Raw genomic sequence first — 17,826 nt, 5'->3', positions numbered from 1 at the left:
TTTCTCCGGGTGTGATGGCTGTCATGTAGACCGCCAGACACGACTCACACTAGATCAGATGGGCACTTCGGACTACGTTGTAAACGTGCGAATCGACATTGTTTCCAAAGAATTTCCGCCGGATATTTATGGCGGTGCCGGAGTGCACGTCGCCGAGCTGAGTCGTGTGCTCGCCTCGCACGTCGAGCTGCACATCCATGCCTTCGGTGAGCCCCGGGAGAGCGATTATCACGGGGCCACGGTGAGCAGCTATGCGACCCCGCCGGAGCTCAAGGACGCCAATGCCGCGGTGCAGACGCTCGGTGTTGATCTGAGCATCGTGCCGGATGTGGCGGGCGCCGATCTGGTCCACTCGCACACCTGGTATGCCAATATGGCGGGTCACCTGGCCTCGCTGCTGCACGGGATTCCCCATGTGCTCAGCGCCCACAGTCTGGAACCCTTGCGGCCCTGGAAGGCCGAGCAGCTCGGCGGGGGCTACCGGCTCAGCTCGTGGGTCGAGAAGACCTCCTATGAAGCAGCCGCCGCGATCATCGCGGTCTCGGAGGGCATGCGCCAGGACATCCTGCGCTGCTACCCCGGGGTCGATCCGGCCAAGGTCCGGGTGGTGCACAACGGCATCGACGTCTCGCTGTGGAAGCAGGACTCGGATGACGACGCCGTACGCGAGCTCGGCATCGACCCTGCCCGTCCCAGCGTGGTGTTCGTCGGTCGGAACACCCGGCAGAAGGGCGTCCCCTATCTGCTGCGCGCCGCGCAGCAGCTGGCCCCCGAGGTGCAGCTCGTCCTGTGCCTGGGCGCAGCGGACACCCCTGAACTGGCCGCCGAGACGGCGGAACTGATCGGTCGGCTGCAGGCCGAGCGGGACGGCGTCGTGCTGATCGAGAGGATGCTGCCGCGACGCGAGCTGATCCAGGTCCTGAGCCACGCCACGGCCTTCGCCTGCCCATCCATCTACGAGCCTCTCGGCATCGTGAACCTGGAGGCCATGGCCTGCGGTTCGGCCGTCGTCGCCAGCGCGACGGGAGGCATCCCGGAGGTCGTCTCCCACGGTGAAACGGGACTGCTCGTGCCGATCGAGCAGGTCACGGACGGCACCGGGACGCCCCTGGACCCGCAGAAGTTCGTCGACGACTTCGCCGCCGCATTGAACGAGGTCGTCTCCGATCCGGAGTGTGCACGCCGGATGGGTGAGGCAGGCCGCCGTCGTGCCGAGGAACACTTCTCCTGGGACTCGATCGCCGAGGCGACGCTCGATGTCTACCGCTCGGTGCTGCCTCAGGACTGAGTCTTCGCATCAGACGACGGCGGCGCGCCTCCCTCCCGGGGAAGCGCGCCGCCGTCGAACTGCGTGGAGCGTTACTTGTTCCTCTTCTTGCGTTCGAGAAGGACCTTCTCGTCCACCGGTGCGTCACCGGAGGCTCGCAGGGAGCGGTAGTAGTCGCGAGCCTCGTCCTGCCGCGTGAGTTCCGCGCCGCTGCCGACCGTGGAGCGGATGTGCTCCTGGCCGTAGCCGAAGGCATCCACCAGATCGAGCGCATGGGGGCGGATCCGGACCAGCAAACGGTTGATGTAGTCGCCGACGGTGCGGGCGCGCTGCATCGAGAGGCGACCGTTCATCAAGTACCAGGAGAGGTGCTTCTCGATCAGCGAGAGCCCGAAGAGATCCCGGACCCAGGTCAGGACCTCTCGGGTCCCGGCGTCCTCGATGCCGGCAAGGCCCTCGGTGAAGGCCTCCCACTGGAGGAGCTCGGCATGAGCCCGGGCGGCCTCGATCAGCTGGTCCTGGTTCTCATTGAACAGAGCCGCGGCCTTCGCCTGGGGCAGCTTGTTGGCACCCTTGAGCGCGGCACCGACCTCGGCCACCATGCTCTGGACCCGGGTGGTGAGCAGATTACGCTGGCTCTCCTCGTCCTTGAGAGCCAGCGCGGACTTCTGCGGCAGACCGGTGTCCGCTACGAACTGTGCCACCTGGCGCAGGCCGGTCCGGTTGAGCGCGACATCGGAGGCCTGGGCCGCGACGAAGCGGGCCATGACACCGAAGTCGACATTGCGGAACTCCTTGGCATAGTCGGCCAGGAGACGCTTGGCGACCAGCTGGAGGAGTACCGTGTTGTCGCCCTCGAAGGTGGCGTAGACGTCGAGGTCCGCGCGCAGTGAGGCGAAACGGTTCTCGATCAGGAAGCCGGCACCGCCACAGGCCTCGCGGCACTCCTGCAGGGTGTCCAGGGCATGCCAGGTGCTCAGGGGCTTGAGCGCCGCGGCGAGTGTTTCAAGGTCCTGGCGGTCCTCATCGGTGTCGGCCGCGCCCGAGAAGACGGCGTCGAACTTCTCGAGGAGCTGTTCGTGCGCGAAGTTGGCCGCATAGGTCGTGGCCAGCCGGGTGAAGAGCCTACGCTGGTGACGCTGGTAGTCCAGCAGCACCTCTTCCTCCACGGGCGAGCCGGCGTTGAACTGACGGCGCTGGGTGGCGTAGCGGATGGCCGATGCCAGGGCGATCTTGCTGGCCGCGACACTGGCGCCGTCCAGGGAGACGCGGCCCTGCACGAGGGTTCCCAGCATGGTGAAGAAGCGGCGTCCCGGGCTTGCGATGGACGAGCTGTAGGCGCCGGAGGCGTCGACCTCGCCGTAACGGTTCAGCAGGTTCTCGCGGGGGATGCGCACCTGATTGAAGTGCAGACGGCCGTTGTCGATGCCGTTCAGCCCACCCTTGACGCCGTCGTCCTCGCCGCCGATGCCCGGCAGGAACTTCTTGGTGTCGGCATCGCGGATCGGCACGTAGAAGGCGTGCACACCGTGGTTGACGCCTTGGGTGACGAGCTGGGCGAAGACGACAGCGGCGATGCCGTCCTTGGCCGCATTGCCCAGGAAGTCCTTCCAGGCCGCCTTGAACGGCGTATGGATGACGAATTCTTCCGTCGCAGGGTCGTACGTCGCGGTGGTGCCGATGCTGGCGACGTCGGAGCCGTGGCCCATCTCGGTCATGGCGAACGCGCCGGGCGTCTCCAGGGACATGATGCTGGGCAGCCACTTCTCATGGTGCGTCGCGGTGCCCAGGTGCAGCACGGCGGCACCGAAGAGGCCCCACTGGACACCCGCCTTGATCTGCAGTGACGGATCGGCCGTCACGAGTTCCTCGAAACCGGCGATGTTGCCGCCGTGGTCATCCTCACCGCCGAAGCGCTGGGGGAATGCGCGGTGCACCGCACCGTGCTCCACCAGACCCTTGAGCTGTTCGAAGACACGTGCTCGGTGATCCGTGTGGGTCAGTCCCTCGATCTTGTGGAACTCCTCCTTGCCGGCCAGCGCGCGTGCCTCGTGCCGGACTTCCGCCCAGCGGCCGAGGAGCTTCTCGCCCAGCAGGGCGACGTCCACCCGGGGATCCTCCGGTCCGGTTCCCGCGCCGTTGCGGCGGGTGTCCGGGAATGCTTCAGTCATGCTGATCGTCCTTTCCAGGGATAGGGGCTGTGCCGCGCTCTGCGCCGGCACGCTGGTGGGTGGTCGATACCGCCGAGGCGGGGCCGACGGCGACCATGGGGCGCACTCCGTCGACGAGCCAGGCGGTGAGGGTGGTGGCCATTTCGGGCCGGGTGGGACGGTCCGGTCCGGACGGATTCATGAGCCATTGTTCGCCCGCTGCACGGACGAGCCCGATGGCCGCGCGGGGCCAGTAGTCCAGGAGGAGGCCCTGCTCCCGGAGGAGGGCCGACATCGGTTCGGCGATCATGTCCGTCACGGCACTCAGAAAGTGACCGAAGGCCGCGTCCTGAACAGGTCCGGTGCCTTCGTTCAGCTGGCGCTGGGTGACGAAGGCGTAGACGTTGGGGGAGGTCTCCGCCATTTGCAGATAGGCGTTGACCATGGCGAAGAGTCCCTCGGCAGGGTTGAGGGCTTCTTGCGCGGCTTCCCGGATCCGTGACTGCATCCGGTTCAGCACCACTTCGCCGACGGCTTGCTGAAGACCGGACTTGTCGCCGAAGTAGCGGTAGAACACCGACTTCGATGTCCCGGCTGAGCCTGCGATCTCCTCCATGGAGGCCTCGGGGCCGAGGGCGTGGACCGCGTGGCGTGCGGCACGGATGAGTTCCGTGCGGCGCTGAAGGCGGTGGCTCTCCCAGCGGGCTGCGCGTCCGTCCGTGCCCTGCGGCTCGGCGGCGTCAGCGGCTGCGCTGAGAGGCGATGTCTGCTCTGTGACCGGGTTCACGATACCCAGCGTATCAGGTACGCTGGGTATCGGTAACTCTTCGAGGAAGACTGTAGCGAGCGGCCACCGGGCCACGCAGAAACGGAGCGGAACATGACCACCGTACGGAAGGCCGTCGTCGTCGGCGGCAATCGCATCCCCTTCGCCCGCGCCAACGGCGCCTACACCAGCGCGTCCAATCAGGACATGCTGACCGCCGCTCTGGACGGTCTGGTGGCCCGCTTCGGCCTGCAGGGGGAGCGGATCGGTGAGGTCGCCGCGGGCGCCGTGCTGAAGCATTCCCGCGACTTCAACCTCACCCGTGAGGCGGTGCTCGGCTCGGCACTGGCCCCCGACACTCCCGCCTATGATCTGCAGCAGGCCTGCGCCACCGGTCTGGAGACCGTGCTCGGCCTGGCCAACAAGATCAAGCTCGGCCAGATCGACTCCGCCGTCGCCGGTGGAGTCGATTCGGCGTCCGACGCCCCGATCGCCGTGAGCGAGGGACTCCGCCGCATACTGCTGGAACTCAACCGCGCACGGACCACCCAGCAGAAGCTCAAGGCTCTCTCGAAGATCCGTCCCAAGGACCTCGCCCCGAACGCTCCCGGCACGGGGGAGCCCCGTACCGGCCTCTCCATGGGCGAGCACCAGGCGATCACGACGGCGCAGTGGGGGATCACCCGCGAGGCTCAGGACGAACTGGCCCTTGCAAGCCATCAGCACCTGGCCGCGGCGTACGAGCGAGGCTTCTTCGACGATCTGATCACCGCCTACCGCGGGCTCAGCCGTGACTCCAATCTGCGGGCCGACACGAGCCTGGAGAAACTGGCGAAGCTGTCCCCGGTGTTCGGGAAGCAGCTTCCCACCCCGGCCACGATGACCGCAGGAAACTCCACGCCTCTCACGGACGGTGCCTCGGCCGTGCTGCTGGCCTCGGAGGAATGGGCCGACGAGCGCGAACTGCCCAAGCTGGCCACCGTGGTGGACGGCGAAGCCGCCGCAGTGGACTTCGTGCACGGCAAGGAGGGCCTGCTCATGGCCCCCGCCTACGCCGTTCCGCGGATGCTGGCCCGTAACGGCCTGAGCTTCGCGGACTTCGACTTCTTCGAGATCCACGAGGCCTTCGCGGGCACCGTGCTCAGCACGCTCGCCGCCTGGGAGGACGAGGAGTTCTGCCGGGAGAGGCTGGGCCTCGACGCGCCGCTCGGTGCGGTGGACCGGGCCAAGCTGAACGTGAACGGCTCCTCGCTGGCCGCAGGACACCCGTTCGCCGCGACGGGTGGCCGCATCGTCGCCTCGCTGGCCAAGCTGCTCCACGAGAAGGCCGCCGTCGACGGCAAGCCGGCCCGTGGCCTCGTGTCCGTCTGCGCCGCCGGCGGTCAGGGCGTCGTTGCGATTCTCGAGTCCTACTGAGCCCGCCGAGACGAAGAGGAAGACGGAGATGACAGACAAGTACACGCAATTCGTCAGCGGCGGCTTCGGGCGCGACCTCGCACGCAAGCTGGGCCTCCCGCAGCCGGTCGCGCTGCGCCGTTACACCCCCGGTGACCCGCTGCTGGAGGGCCCGGTCGTGGTCCTCGGGCCGGGTTCCGGCGCCGAGTCGATCGCGGCTCAGCTCCTGGGATGGGGTCTGGACGTGCGCAGGAACATCGGTGGTTCCGAGAAGATCGCAGCCCTCGTGCTGGCGCTGGATGAACTCGCCGACCCGTCAGCGCTTTCGGCCCCGGTGCAGGCAGCGGGTCAGCTGCTCCGGCAGCTCAAGGCGTCCGGCCGCGTCGTAGTGGTCTCACGCGATCCGGCGACGGCGAACGACCCGGCGACGGCGGCCGCCCGCCAGGCGGTGGACGGCTTCACCCGTTCGCTGGCCAAGGAACTGCGTGCCGGTGCGACGGCAAACGGTGTCATCCTGCGCGAAGGTGTCGACGCCGGTGCCTCCTCGGCCATGGGTGCGCTGCGCTTCTTCCTTTCGGCGCGTTCCGCGTTCGTGGACGGGCAGTTCCTCCGGGTCGATGACGCGCAGGCCGTGCCCGACGGCGGCGTGCGTCCGCTTGACGGAAAGGTCGCCGTCGTGACGGGGGCCGCCCGTGGCATCGGCGCGTCGATCGCGGCGACCTTGAGCCGAGACGGCGCCAAGCTCATCCTGGTCGACGTCCCTGCGGCGGGAGAGCAGTTGGCGGCCACCGCGAACCGGGTCGGGGGTGTCGCGCTCCAGGTGGACATCACCGCCGAGGACGCAGCGGACAGAATCCTCGAACTCGCCGGAACCCGCTTCGGCAAGCTGGACATCGTGGTGCACAACGCCGGCATCACCCGGGACAAGCTGCTGGCCAATATGGATCCGGCCCGCTGGGACAGCGTGATCGCTGTGAACGTCTCCTCCCAGCTGCGCATGAACGAGGTCTTCCTGGCCTCGCCGTTGTTCGCGGAAGGAGCCAGGATCGTCAGCCTGGCCTCGACCTCGGGGATCGCGGGCAACCGTGGCCAGACCAACTACGGCGCGTCCAAGGCGGCGGTCATCGGGATGGTACGGGCCACGGCGCCTCGACTGGCCGAACGCGGTGGAGCCATCAACGCTGTCGCCCCGGGGTTCATCGAGACCGAGATGACGGCCCGGATCCCGTTCGCGACGCGCGAGGTGGCCCGCCGCCTGAACTCGCTGCAGCAGGGCGGGAAGCCGCAGGACGTCGCCGAGGCGATCGCGTTCCTGGTCAGTGAATCGGCGGGCGGGGTCAACGGTGAGGTGCTCCGGGTCTGCGGACAGAATCTGGTGGGGGCATGAACGGCCGCCAGACGGTCGTGCTTCAGGCCGCGCCCGCACTGCCGAGGCTGTACCTCAACGCCGCAGCCTCGGCGGCGCGTCAGCGCGTGCGGAAGCGCCCCGGCGCACAGACGCTGCCCGACGTCGTACACGAGCTGCCGGCGCTGTCCGTGGACCTGGAGCATCTCACCGCGTTCCAACGGCTGATGCACGCCACGGTGCGAGATGAACTGCCCTCGGCCTATCTGCACACCCTGGCCTTCCCGGTGGCCATGAGCGTGATGACCCGGGAGGACTTCCCGCTGCCCCTGCTGGGCCTCGTCCACCTGGAGAACCACGTCGAGCACCACGAAGCCGTTCCGTTCAGCATGCCCTTGACTGTCCGCGCCCACGCCGAGGCTCTTGCCGGGCACCGGACCGGCACGACGGTGGACATGGTGGCGGAGGTGTCCTCCGCGGACACAGGCGCGCTGCTGTGGCACGGACGGTCCCGGTACCTCGCCAAAGGGGTGTTCTTCCCAGGCGTCGACAAGCCGTCCGCGGTGGCGGAGCGGGAGCCGTTCACCCAGCCGACCCCCACGGGGCGCTGGCGGCTCGGTGTTGAGACCGGGCGGGAGTATGCCGGGGTCTCGGGCGACTTCAACCCCATCCACCTGAGCTCTCTGAGCGCCAAGGCGCTGGGAATGAAGACCTCGTTGGCGCACGGGATGTACTCGGTGGCCCGTGTTCTGGCCGAGTCCGGTCACGATGGTGATGCCGGGGTGTCCTGGCAGGTCTTCTTCGAGGCGCCGGTGTACCTGCCGTCTTCCGTTGCGGTGAGGATCACGGACCGCCAGGACGAGGAAGGTTCCTGGGGTGGGACCTCATTCCAAGCCTGGAATGAGAAAAGCGCCCGGCGGCATTTCCACGGCACCATCGAGCCGCTGCGTGACTGAGCGCCTCGTCAGACAGGCCGGTCCGCCTGTTCGCCGGCCCGGCTTCTGACACAGAAGTGCCCGGCACCTCAGGGTGCCGGGCACTTCGCGTCTGGAACGACGTGGCGCTACTCGGTGACCGGTTCCTTCTCGAGGAGCCGGGACGTCTCGTCGTGCCACTCGCGGCTCAGAGGGCGGAGGTTGGCCTCCACTGCGCGGGCGTGGTGCCCGCAGAAAAGGAGTTCCCCACCGGAGGCCTCGAGTACCACCCGGACGAATGCCTGGGCGCCACAACGGTCGCAACGGTCAGCCGCATTGAGCGTACGTTCCGCGATTGCTGTTGACATGAGGGCCTCCTTCAATAGATCTGTACATCCATATAACCAGCACGGGCCCGCTCCGCATGCCACAAAACGGCATCTTTCGCTCAGCGCGTAGTCTCCTGCGGCCTGGCGCAACGGCGAGGGCTACTGACGCGGTGCGCCTGCGGTGGCCGGGGCGCGCGGCGGCATATCCTGGGAAGAGCGTCTTGAGGTCCCTGAAGGAGTTCGCAGCCCGTGTCACCCGCTTCCGAATACAACGCCCGGCATCTTTCCGTCCTGGAAGGGCTCGAAGCCGTCCGCAAGCGCCCCGGCATGTACATCGGCTCCAATGACTCCCGCGGCCTCATGCACTGCCTCTGGGAGATCATCGACAACTCGGTGGACGAGGCCCTCGCCGGTTTCGGGCATGACATCAAGGTCATCCTGCACGCCGACAACTCCGTGGAGGTCCACGATGACGGCCGCGGCATCCCCGTCGACATCGAACCGAAGACCGGGCTGACCGGCGTCGAGGTCGTCTACACCAAGCTGCACGCCGGCGGAAAGTTCGGAGGCGGCTCCTACAATGCCTCCGGCGGTCTGCACGGTGTGGGCGCCTCAGTGGTCAACGCGCTGTCCGCGCGGCTGGATGTCCAGGTCGACCGTGGCAGCAAGACTTACCAGATGTCCTTCCGGCGTGGCGAGCCCGGACGTTTCGCGGACACCGGCAGCAAGCTCAACCCGGAGGCGAAATTCACCCCCTTCGTCGAGAACTCCACCCTTGACGTGGTCGGCAAGGCGAAGCGGGGAGTGACCGGCACGCGGGTCCGCTACTGGGCGGACCGCCAGATCTTCACTCCCGATGCGCGCTTCTCCTATGACGAACTCGCCGGACGCGCCCGCCAGACATCCTTCCTCGTCCCGGGTCTGAAGATCACGGTCCGTGATGAGCGCCGCCTGCCGGGGACCGCAGGTGAAGACGGGCCGCACGAGGAGGTCTTCCATCACGATGGCGGACTGTCCGAATTCGCGGACTTCCTGGCCGCGGACGCCCCCGTGACGGACATCTGGAGGCTGAACGGTTCCGGCACCTTCAAGGAGACCGTCCCGGTGCTGGACGATCACGGCCACAGCCAGCTGGCGGAAGTGGAACGGCATTGCGAGGTGGATGTCGCGCTGCGCTGGGGCATCGGCTATGACACCACCGTGCGTACCTTCGTGAACATCATCGCCACTCCGAAGGGCGGGACGCACCTCTCGGGTTTCGAGCAGGCGCTCCTGAAGACTTTCCGCAAGCAGGTCGAGCTGAACAGCCGCAAGCTGAAAGCTGGGAACGACAAGGTCGAGAAGGACGATGTGATGGCGGGCCTCACGGCCGTCCTCACGGTCCGTCTGGCCGAACCCCAGTTCGAGGGGCAGACGAAGGAGGTGCTCGGCACGCCGGCAGTGCGGGCGATCGTCTCCCGTGTGGTGGAGCAGGAGATCACCTCTCGGCTGACCTCCAGTAACCGCAACGACAAAGCGCAGGCCTCGCTGCTTCTGGAAAAGGTCGTCAGCGAGATGAAGTCCCGCGTGTCCGCGCGGGTGCACAAGGAGACTCAGCGGCGCAAGAACGCGCTGGAATCCTCCACGATGCCGAGCAAGCTCGCGGACTGCCGCAGCTCCGACGTCGAGCGTTCCGAGCTCTTCATCGTGGAGGGCGATTCGGCCCTCGGCACGGCCAAACTGGCCCGCTCCTCTGACTTCCAGGCGCTGCTTCCCATCCGTGGCAAGATCCTGAACGTGCAGAAGGCCTCGGTGGGGGACATGCTCTCCAATGCGGAGTGTGCGGCGCTCATCCAGGTGGTGGGTGCGGGATCCGGACGCAGTTTCGATCTGGACGCGGCACGCTACGGCAAGGTGGTGCTCATGACGGACGCCGACGTCGACGGCGCGCACATCCGGACGCTGCTGCTCACGCTCTTCTACCGCTACATGCGGCCTCTTGTGGAGGCTGGCCGGGTCTATGCCGCGGTGCCGCCGCTGCACCGTGTCGAAGTCGTCAATGCCGGGTCCAAGGCCAATGAGTTCATCTACACCTACTCGGAGCAGGAGCTGCACACCTTGCTGGCCCGGCTTGAGAAGGACGGGAAGCGCTACAAGGAGCCCATTCAGCGCTACAAGGGTCTGGGCGAGATGGACGCGGACCAGCTGGCCGAGACCACGATGGATCCCCGGCACCGCACCCTGCGGCGGGTCAGCATCGACAGTGCGGAGCAGGCGGAGCGGGTCTTCGAGCTGCTCATGGGCTCCGATGTGGCACCGCGCAAGGACTTCATCGTCGCGGGTGCTCAGCAGCTCGACCGGGAACGCATCGACGCCTGAGCGGCGGTGTTCCGGCCGTCAGTGGGCAGGCCGGGCGTGCAGCGTGCGCGCGTAGTCCTCTTTGAACACGGCCAGATGCTGCCACGAATCAGTGCGTTCGACGCCGGCGAGGGACCGGATGCGCTCCAGGCTCGCGTGCAGTGCCCCGGCGGTCGGCCCTCCGAGGGTGATGACCGCATCGAAGCGGCCGAGTGTCAGCGCGGCGAATTCGACGCCGTGCCAGCCGCGGAGTTCTTCGACGAGTTCCTGGCCAGGCCCGGCGAGGTTGAGACCGATGCCCATGGACAGCTGCCGTGAACTCAGGGACCGTCCTTCGACCGCGCTGATCTTGATCACTCCCGCCTCGACGAGTCGCTGTACGCGGCTCGCGACGGCGGAGGGGGAGAGCCGTGCGATCTCGCCGAGACGCCGGTAGCTCGTGCGCCCGTCGAGCTGGAGCTGTTCGATCAGAGCGGAGTCGATTCCGTCGAGGGTGATGCCGCCCCGGTACTCGGAGACGAAGAAGCCCCGGAGAATGCTCGTGTAGATGAGCGTGTTGATGTCATTGACCCCGGGGATGGCCCGGATCCGGGCCAGAAGGTCGTGCAACGCCGGCATCGTGGCGAGCCGGACCTCGGTCACCAGGTCATAGACGCCGGCCACGGCCGAGACCAGGACTGTCTCCGGGAGTTCGCCGAGACGCACGGCGACGGGAGCGGCCGGGCCGTCCACTCGGATGGAGACGTGGGCCAGGACGTGCTGGCCGAGGAACCCGGGGTCGACCGCGGCCACGACGCGCACCGTGCCGTCTGAGACCATCGTGCGCAGCCGGGCCGAGACCGTGGCGCGGGACTGCCCCAGCCGTTCCGAGAGTGCGTGGATGCTGGCTCGCCCGTCTTCCTGGAGGGCTCTGATGAGCTGTGTGTCGAAGTCCATGGTGACTCAGGCCACTTCGCCCAGATACCTTGGGATGCTCTTTGAATGGGTCATTAATCCAGTCTACTGCTGCCTTCTACCGGCAAATTGAGATATTGGCTCTTGTGTGCTGACAAAACACCAGTGGAGCAAGGCCAATTCTGGAGTTCTGTGCTTGATGTACCTACTCCGGGCTCATACGATCATTCCCGATCCTCACGTTGAATCCGCGAAGGAGCGGTCCATGACCATTGCACACAGCAAGGCGCGACGAGCCGGCGTCGCAGCTTTCATCGGCACCACCATCGAGTGGTACGACTTCTACGTCTATGCGACGGCCGCCGCGCTCGTCTTCGGCCATCTGTTCTTCCCCAGCGGCAATCAGCAGGCTGAGACCGCTGCGGCGTTCGCCACCTTCGCGGTGGCCTTCCTGGTGCGTCCTCTGGGTGGCATCATCTTCGGGCACATCGGTGACAAGCTGGGCCGCCGCGTATCCCTGGTCATCACCCTTCTGCTGATGGGTGCGTCCACGGTGCTGGTCGGCTGCCTGCCCACCTATGAGAACGTCGGTATCCTCGCGCCGATCCTGCTGATCGTCCTGCGCGCGGTGCAGGGGCTCGCCGTCGGTGGTGAATGGGGTGGCGCCGTCCTGATGAGTGTGGAGCATGCTCCCGAAAAGTCCAAGACCTTCTACGGCGGCTTCACCCAGCTCGGCAATCCGGCCGGAGCGCTCCTGGCCTCGGGCGTGTTCGCGATCATGGCCCGGGCAGGCGATGATTTCATCGTCAACGGAGGATGGCGGATCCCGTTCCTGCTCTCCATCGTTCTGATCGCCGTGGGACTGTGGGTCCGCTACCGCGTGGAGGAGTCGCCGGTCTTCGAGGAGAAGATCGAAGGACACAAACAGTCCATGCCGTTGGCGTTCGCGTTGCGCACCAATTGGCTCCCCATCCTCCTCGGTATCGGCCTGCTCCCCATCTCCACCGGCGGGTATTACCTGGCGACCACCTTCGCGACCGCCTATGCGACAGGCCAGCCGATCGCGCTGAGTGAGCAGTTCATCCTGGACGCGATGACCGTGGCCTCGTTCGTGGAGTTCGTGGTCACCCTGCCCATCGCCTGGCTGGGCGACCGCTGGGGCCGGAAGAACATCATGCTCATCGGCCTCGTCGCCTCGGTCCTGACCTTCACGCCGTTCCTGCTCCTCATGCCCGGGCGAGCGGAACCGTTGGTGTTCCTCTTCGCCTCGCTGGTCCGGATCGCGATGAGCGCCACCTATGCCCCCATCGCGGCGATTCTGGCCCAGATGTTCCGGCCTCAGGCGCGCTACACCTCGATCGCGCTCTCCTATGGCGTCGGAGCCGCGCTCTGGGCGGGCCTGTCGCCCTGGTTCGCGACGCAGCTGATCGCGTGGACCGGCAACGTCTGGTCCGTGATCGTCCTGTTCATCGGCATGGCTGCCATCGCAGCCGTCTGCACGGTGTTCGCCCCGCAGCACTCCGACGCCGATTCCGCGGACCTCACTGTCCGCCCCACCCTGAAGGAGGCCTCCTGACATGAGGAAGCTGACAGCATTCGACCGACCCGAGCAGGTCGCCGCGCGTATCGTGACGGCCCACGCCATCCACACCGCGGACGCCGCGGACAGCACGGCGACCGCCATGCTGTTCGACCGCGGCAGGATCCTCGCCGTCGGCTCCGCTGAACAGTGTCGCGACGAGGCGGCCCGTGCGGGCCTCACCGTCGAGCACGTGGACCTGGGCTCCGCCGTCGTCGTTCCCGGTTTCATCGACGCCCACGCACATCCCCTGATGTACGGGCAGATGATGACCTGGGTGGACTGCGGCCCTGGGAAGGCGAGCAGCATTCCGGAGATCGTGGCGCTGCTGAGCGCCGCGGCCGCCGGGCTTCCGGAAGGCCGCCCGGTCCGGGGCTACGGCTACGAGCACCGGAATCTCGCCGAACAGCGGCATCCGACGCGGCACGAACTCGATCAGGTCGCGATGAATCGGGAGGTGTACCTGATGAACGCCTCCGGCCACGGCGGAGTCGTCAACTCATACACTTTCGAGGTCAACGGAGTGAATCGGGACACCCCGAACCCTGCTGGCGGCGAGTTCTTCCGGGATGCCGACGGCGAGCTGACAGGCGAACTCTCCGACGCAGCCTGCAACATCCTCACGGGGGTCCATGGGGTGAAGATCGGACACCACGGACCGAACTTCCACCTGGCCGATGAGCCCGCGGAACACCTGCGGCAGCTCGATCTGGCGACCCAGCGCTTCCTGGCCGGCGGCGTGACGACGATCGGTGACGCCCAGGTGACCCGCCGCGAATTCGACATGTACCTCAGGCTCGCCGAGGCCGGGCGTCTCACGCTGCGGGTCTCCATGTACCTTCTCTCAAGCCTGCTGGACGAGGCCTTGGAAATGGGGATGGTCGGTCAATTCGGCAACGCTCATCTGAGCTTCGCAGGGATCAAGTTCTATGCGGACGGGACCCTGGGCGGCTGGACGGCCTATTTCCCGGACGGGTACGTGGGCGACCCTTGCCGAACCGGTCAGCTGTATCACGAGCCGGCGGAGTATGCGGAACTGATCCGGAAGGCTCATGCCGCGGGCCTTCAGACGGCGACGCACGCCCAGTCCCCGACGGCCATCGAGATGGTCGTCTCGGCGATCGAAGCGGCCCTCGCAGAGAATCCCGACGACGACGCGCGGCACCGGATCGAGCACTGCGGGCTGCCGACGCCGGAGCAGATCGGCCGGATGGCGGCGTCCGGCATCCGGCCCGTCAACCAGCCCCAGCACTACTTCAATTGGGGTGAAGGCGTCGAGGAGGCCATCGGAACGCCGGGGGAGAGGTTCAATCCGCTCGGAGAGTTTGAAGAAGCGGGGGTGGCGATGACCCTGTCCTCGGACGCCCCGGTCGCCGAGCCGATCCCGTTGGAGGCGATCCAGACGGCGGTGACCCGAGTGACCCGCCGGGGCCACAAGCTGGGCCCGGACAGCCTCAGGATCTCGGCGTTGTCCGCCCTGCGGGCCCATACGGTCGAAGCCGCCGTCTCACTCGGCCGGGAGTCTGACCTGGGTTCCCTGGAAAGCGGCAAATACGCGGACTTCGCCGTGCTGGCGGGCGACCCGCTGACTTGCGATCCGGAGAACATCTCGGGAATCCGGGTCCTGGAAACGTGGGTGGGCGGCGAACGACGGCATCGTTCGGCATGAGGGGACTCTGGGCGGCCAGGAGCTGATCGGGCCGCCCTGCCCTGAGAACGAAGGCCCCGCCGCTTCCGGACGGAAGCGGCGGGGCCTTCGTCATTGAGCGGAAGCCGCGTGATCACTGGGTGTTCCATCGGAACCAGCGGATCCCGATGAAGGAGAAGACGATGACGTACCCCAGACAGGCCACGAGGGCGAGACCGTCCTGGCTGCTCCAGCTCAGCTGATTGAGCACGTCCGAGAAGAGGGTCATGAGAGCGCCCACCGGTGACCACTGGGAGATGGTCTTGACCGTGTCGCCGAGAATCCCCGTGCCACCGAGGACGCCCAGGAGTACGAGGACGATGAAGAGAAGGCGGCCGATGGCGTTGATGGCGGCCGAAGACTTCACGAGTCCCACAAGGGCCTGCCCGATCGCGAGCATCACGGCCGCGCCAAGCGCGGCGATGGCCACGACCAAGGCGTACTGTCCGCCGCTGAGGACCAAGCCATGAAGGATCGCGCCGACGATGACGACGACGGTCGAGGCGATCAGGTTGACCGCCACCTGGACCACGATCCGGCTGGTCATGATCATCCATGTCGGTGCCGGAGTGACCCGGAGCCTCTGAAGCACGCCCACCTCGCGGTCGTGCGCGAGCGTGAGGCTGTAGCCGAGCAGGCAGGAGGTGAGCAGTCCCAAGGTGAGGGCGAGTCCGATGATGAGCTGCGCTCCGCCCAGGCGGGATTGTGCCTTGCCGAAGGTCGTGACCACCACGATCACGATCGGGAGGACGATGCTCAAGGTCACGGCGACCCTGCTGCGGAGCAGCACCGTGGCATCGGCGCGTAGCAGGGAGCCCAGCACAAGGCCCAGGGGAGGGCGGCCGGAGGTGTTTCGCGGCTCAGTCATTGATCTCACTCCCCGTCAGTCCGATGAAGACGTCTTCGAGGGTCACCTCGCCGTGCGCGACGGCGAGCACCTCAGGGTCGTTCCGGTGTTTGTCGATGAGCTGGGCCGGAGTGCCCACGGTGATCAGGACCCCGTGATCGATGATCGCCACCCGATCGCAGACCGCTTGGGCCTCCTCCATGGAGTGGGTGGTCAGGAGAATACTGCTCCCGTCACTGCGCAGCCCTTCGATCCTGCGCCACAGGGCGCGTCGCGATTGCGGATCCAGGCCGGCTGTCGGTTCGTCCAACAGCAACAGGGCGGGGTGGTGGATGGTCGCGATGTGCAGGGCCAGCCGTTGCTGCTGACCGCCGGAGAGCTGCTTGAAGCGCTTGCCGATCTCACCATCCAGCCCGATGGTTCCCAGGCGTTGCCGGATCTGCTCATGGGAGAGCCGCACCCCGTACAGGCCGCCGTACAGCCGCACGATCTGTCCGACGCTCAGTTCCGGCTGGAAGCTGGAGGACTGCAACTGAACTCCGAGGCGGGCCTTCACCTCGAAAGGATGATGGCGGACATCGAGGCCATCCACCTGTGCGCTGCCGCCGTCGGGAGTGACGAGGCCTTCGATGATGCTGAGCGTCGTGGTCTTCCCGGCCCCGTTGGGACCGAGCAGGCCGAAGATCTCGCCGCGGTCCACGCGGAACGTCAAACCATCGACAACTGTCCGGCCGCCGTAGGCCATCCGCAGCTGATCGGCCACCAGCATCGAAGACCTTGCGGACTCATGTGTTGCATTCATCGGATCCTGCACCCCCAACTGGAACTAGGCCCACTACCTAGCGCAAGCATAAGGACGGAACGACGAGCCGACGTCGTATCCGGTGCCGTTCGCCGGATACTCAAAGCTCGCGCTCAGGAGGAAGGCATGGAGCCCGCTCAGAGGTGGATGACGCCCGGCACGATCAAGAGGGCTGTGGGCGCCAGGAGAAGCAGGACCGACGCGGTGAGAACCGTGGCGCGCTGCGGGGCCGGCAGCGCGGGAGCACCCGCGAGGAGACGCTTGACCCGGGCCACCGTCGTGGCGGAGACCGCAGCCTGGTCGTCTTCCAATGGCTCCTCAGCTTCCAAAGCCCCTCGCCGTGGCTGTTGTCCGTCTGCGACGGTGGCGACCGCGCGCACGAGCGTGGCGGTGTCGCTGACCTTGAGCGCGGCGTCGTCGGCGAGCATCTCGATCAGTTCGTTGACCGCGCGTTGCGCAACCCGCGTCGTCGGCAGCCACGGCAAGGCGGCGCGCCACGCGGCAAAGGCCCACAGAAGGAGGTGATGACGTTGGCTCAAGTGGCTGCCTTCATGGGCGAGGACCGCAGTCAGTTCGCGCTCGTCGAGGGCTTCCATGAGTGAGTCCGAGAGGACGGTGATGGAGCGGGCTCCGCCAGGCAGGCAATAGGCCACCGGCGCTGCGTGGGTGATGACGACGGTGCCGGGGTCTTCATGGGGTTGGCTGAGGATCGTGAGCAGCTCCCGATGGCGGTGCCGTTCCCGGCTGATCCGCACATAGGTCAGAAGGAGCGTGAACAGCAGGTGGACCGTCAACGCGCCGGCAGTCGACAGCGCAACGACGTGCCAGAAGCCGAGACTCGAGGCGGGCCCGGAGCCCAGCATGACGAGGAACAGGGCATGCAGGCCGGACACCAGGTTGTCACCGAGCGGTTCGAGCCCATAGCAGAGCATGGCGCCGATCATGGAGAGGCCTCCGGCCAGGCCGATGGCCTGCCAGAGGACGAGGGCGGCGAAGGGAGAGCGGCTGGTCCACGCGCTCCGCGCCAAAAGCACGGGGGCGGGCCAGGCCAGGATGATCGCGAGGGCCGCTAAGGACCATGCGGTGAGCAGCACCGCATGCCTCAGCCGGCGCGGGAGGAATCCGACGGCGGCGCGATGTTCAGCAGGCGGCGCAGCGCATTCGCTTCCTCAGCGGTGACAGATCCTACGAAACGGGCCAGAACCGCTTCACGGTCCGGGTCGGAGCCGAGGACTTCGTGCATGAGCTCTGCCGTGTGTTCCGCCCGACTCGAGACGGAGCGGTAGCGGTGCGGGCGGGTGCCGCGTTCACGGACCACGAGCCCCTTCTTCTCCAGACGGGACAGCACCGTCAGCACGGTGGTCACGGCGAGTTCCTTGCCGCCGCTTTCCGCGTCGGAGCTGGCCAGCCGGTCACGCAGGTCATTGGCCGTGGTGGCGTCCGTTTCGGCCCACAGCAGATCCATGACGGATCGTTCAAGATCCCCGAGGCTTGCCATTGAAAGCGCCCATCTC

At 66.9% G+C, this 17,826-nt stretch carries 15 protein-coding genes; 7 read left to right on the top strand and 8 right to left on the bottom strand.

The genetic code is table 11. The annotated features are described in order from the left end of the window. Window positions 1-85: 85 nt before the first annotated feature. A complete protein-coding gene (gene glgA / locus ACIPXZ_RS03220; RefSeq protein ID WP_400590695.1) occupies window positions 86-1,288 on the top strand; it encodes a glycogen synthase in 1,203 nt (400 codons plus the stop codon). Between the two features lie 71 nt (window positions 1,289-1,359). Here glgA and ACIPXZ_RS03215 read toward each other — a convergent pair whose 3' ends face one another. Together ACIPXZ_RS03215 and ACIPXZ_RS03210 are read right to left on the bottom strand one after the other, a co-directional pair. Further along, a complete protein-coding gene (locus ACIPXZ_RS03215) occupies window positions 1,360-3,438 on the bottom strand; it encodes an acyl-CoA dehydrogenase (RefSeq protein WP_400590694.1) in 2,079 nt (692 codons plus the stop codon). Beyond that, window positions 3,431-4,204, bottom strand: a complete 774-nt coding sequence (locus ACIPXZ_RS03210; protein ID WP_400590693.1) for a TetR/AcrR family transcriptional regulator — start codon at window positions 4,202-4,204, stop codon at window positions 3,431-3,433. The genes ACIPXZ_RS03215 and ACIPXZ_RS03210 overlap by 8 nt, the downstream gene beginning before the upstream one ends. Window positions 4,205-4,297: 93 nt before the next feature. Between ACIPXZ_RS03210 and ACIPXZ_RS03205 the strand changes: the two genes are divergently transcribed. Genes ACIPXZ_RS03205 through ACIPXZ_RS03195 form a run of 3 tightly spaced genes read left to right on the top strand, consistent with a single transcriptional unit; the run spans window position 4,298 to window position 7,879 of the window. Next, on the top strand, window positions 4,298-5,599 hold the full coding sequence (locus ACIPXZ_RS03205; protein WP_400590692.1) for an acetyl-CoA C-acetyltransferase: 1,302 nt from the start codon (window positions 4,298-4,300) through the stop codon (window positions 5,597-5,599). A 28-nt stretch (window positions 5,600-5,627) separates the two neighbouring features. Continuing rightward, window positions 5,628-6,965, top strand: coding sequence for a 3-oxoacyl-ACP reductase (locus ACIPXZ_RS03200; RefSeq protein ID WP_400590691.1), 1,338 nt, complete (start codon window positions 5,628-5,630; stop codon window positions 6,963-6,965). Then, on the top strand, window positions 6,962-7,879 hold the full coding sequence (locus ACIPXZ_RS03195; RefSeq protein WP_400590690.1) for a MaoC/PaaZ C-terminal domain-containing protein: 918 nt from the start codon (window positions 6,962-6,964) through the stop codon (window positions 7,877-7,879). Before ACIPXZ_RS03200 ends, ACIPXZ_RS03195 begins: the two co-directional genes overlap by 4 nt. A gap of 107 nt (window positions 7,880-7,986) precedes the next feature. Here the strand turns inward: ACIPXZ_RS03195 and ACIPXZ_RS03190 are convergent, their stop codons facing one another. Further along, window positions 7,987-8,205, bottom strand: coding sequence for a hypothetical protein (locus ACIPXZ_RS03190; protein ID WP_400590689.1), 219 nt, complete (start codon window positions 8,203-8,205; stop codon window positions 7,987-7,989). Between the two features lie 210 nt (window positions 8,206-8,415). On the opposite strand from ACIPXZ_RS03190, the gene ACIPXZ_RS03185 reads away from it, so the two are divergent. Then, the gene (locus ACIPXZ_RS03185; protein WP_400590688.1) at window positions 8,416-10,524 is read left to right on the top strand and encodes a type IIA DNA topoisomerase subunit B; all 2,109 of its coding nucleotides are present in this window, start codon (window positions 8,416-8,418) and stop codon (window positions 10,522-10,524) included. 18 nt (window positions 10,525-10,542) lie between these two features. Here ACIPXZ_RS03185 and ACIPXZ_RS03180 read toward each other — a convergent pair whose 3' ends face one another. Next, on the bottom strand, window positions 10,543-11,439 hold the full coding sequence (locus ACIPXZ_RS03180; RefSeq protein WP_400590687.1) for an Lrp/AsnC family transcriptional regulator: 897 nt from the start codon (window positions 11,437-11,439) through the stop codon (window positions 10,543-10,545). A gap of 223 nt (window positions 11,440-11,662) precedes the next feature. Here ACIPXZ_RS03180 and ACIPXZ_RS03175 point away from each other — a divergent pair, with 223 nt between their 5' ends. Together ACIPXZ_RS03175 and ACIPXZ_RS03170 are read left to right on the top strand one after the other, a co-directional pair. Next, window positions 11,663-12,973, top strand: coding sequence for an MFS transporter (locus tag ACIPXZ_RS03175; protein WP_400590686.1), 1,311 nt, complete (start codon window positions 11,663-11,665; stop codon window positions 12,971-12,973). A gap of 1 nt (window position 12,974) precedes the next feature. Continuing rightward, entirely contained in the window at window positions 12,975-14,645 is a 1,671-nt protein-coding gene (locus ACIPXZ_RS03170) for an amidohydrolase (RefSeq protein WP_400590685.1), read from the top strand. A 112-nt stretch (window positions 14,646-14,757) separates the two neighbouring features. Here ACIPXZ_RS03170 and ACIPXZ_RS03165 read toward each other — a convergent pair whose 3' ends face one another. The 4 genes from ACIPXZ_RS03165 to ACIPXZ_RS03150 all read right to left on the bottom strand — a co-directional run bounded on the left by ACIPXZ_RS03165 (window position 14,758) and on the right by ACIPXZ_RS03150 (window position 17,810). Beyond that, entirely contained in the window at window positions 14,758-15,531 is a 774-nt protein-coding gene (locus ACIPXZ_RS03165) for an ABC transporter permease (RefSeq protein WP_400590684.1), read from the bottom strand. Beyond that, entirely contained in the window at window positions 15,524-16,312 is a 789-nt protein-coding gene (locus ACIPXZ_RS03160; protein ID WP_400590683.1) for an ABC transporter ATP-binding protein, read from the bottom strand. Before ACIPXZ_RS03160 ends, ACIPXZ_RS03165 begins: the two co-directional genes overlap by 8 nt. A 137-nt stretch (window positions 16,313-16,449) precedes the next feature. Next, a complete protein-coding gene (locus ACIPXZ_RS03155; protein WP_400590682.1) occupies window positions 16,450-17,406 on the bottom strand; it encodes a M56 family metallopeptidase in 957 nt (318 codons plus the stop codon). 8 nt (window positions 17,407-17,414) lie between these two features. Continuing rightward, window positions 17,415-17,810: a BlaI/MecI/CopY family transcriptional regulator gene (locus tag ACIPXZ_RS03150; protein WP_400590681.1), complete on the bottom strand. Its 396-nt coding sequence runs from the start codon at window positions 17,808-17,810 to the stop codon at window positions 17,415-17,417. Between the last annotated feature and the right edge of the window lie 16 nt (window positions 17,811-17,826).

Origin of the sequence: Arthrobacter sp. NPDC090010, assembly GCF_044748305.1 — a bacterium.
Lineage (GTDB): Bacteria > Actinomycetota > Actinomycetes > Actinomycetales > Micrococcaceae > Arthrobacter_E.
The sequence above is the reverse complement of the archived record's forward strand: the minus strand, read 5'-3'. Positions and strand labels throughout refer to the sequence as shown.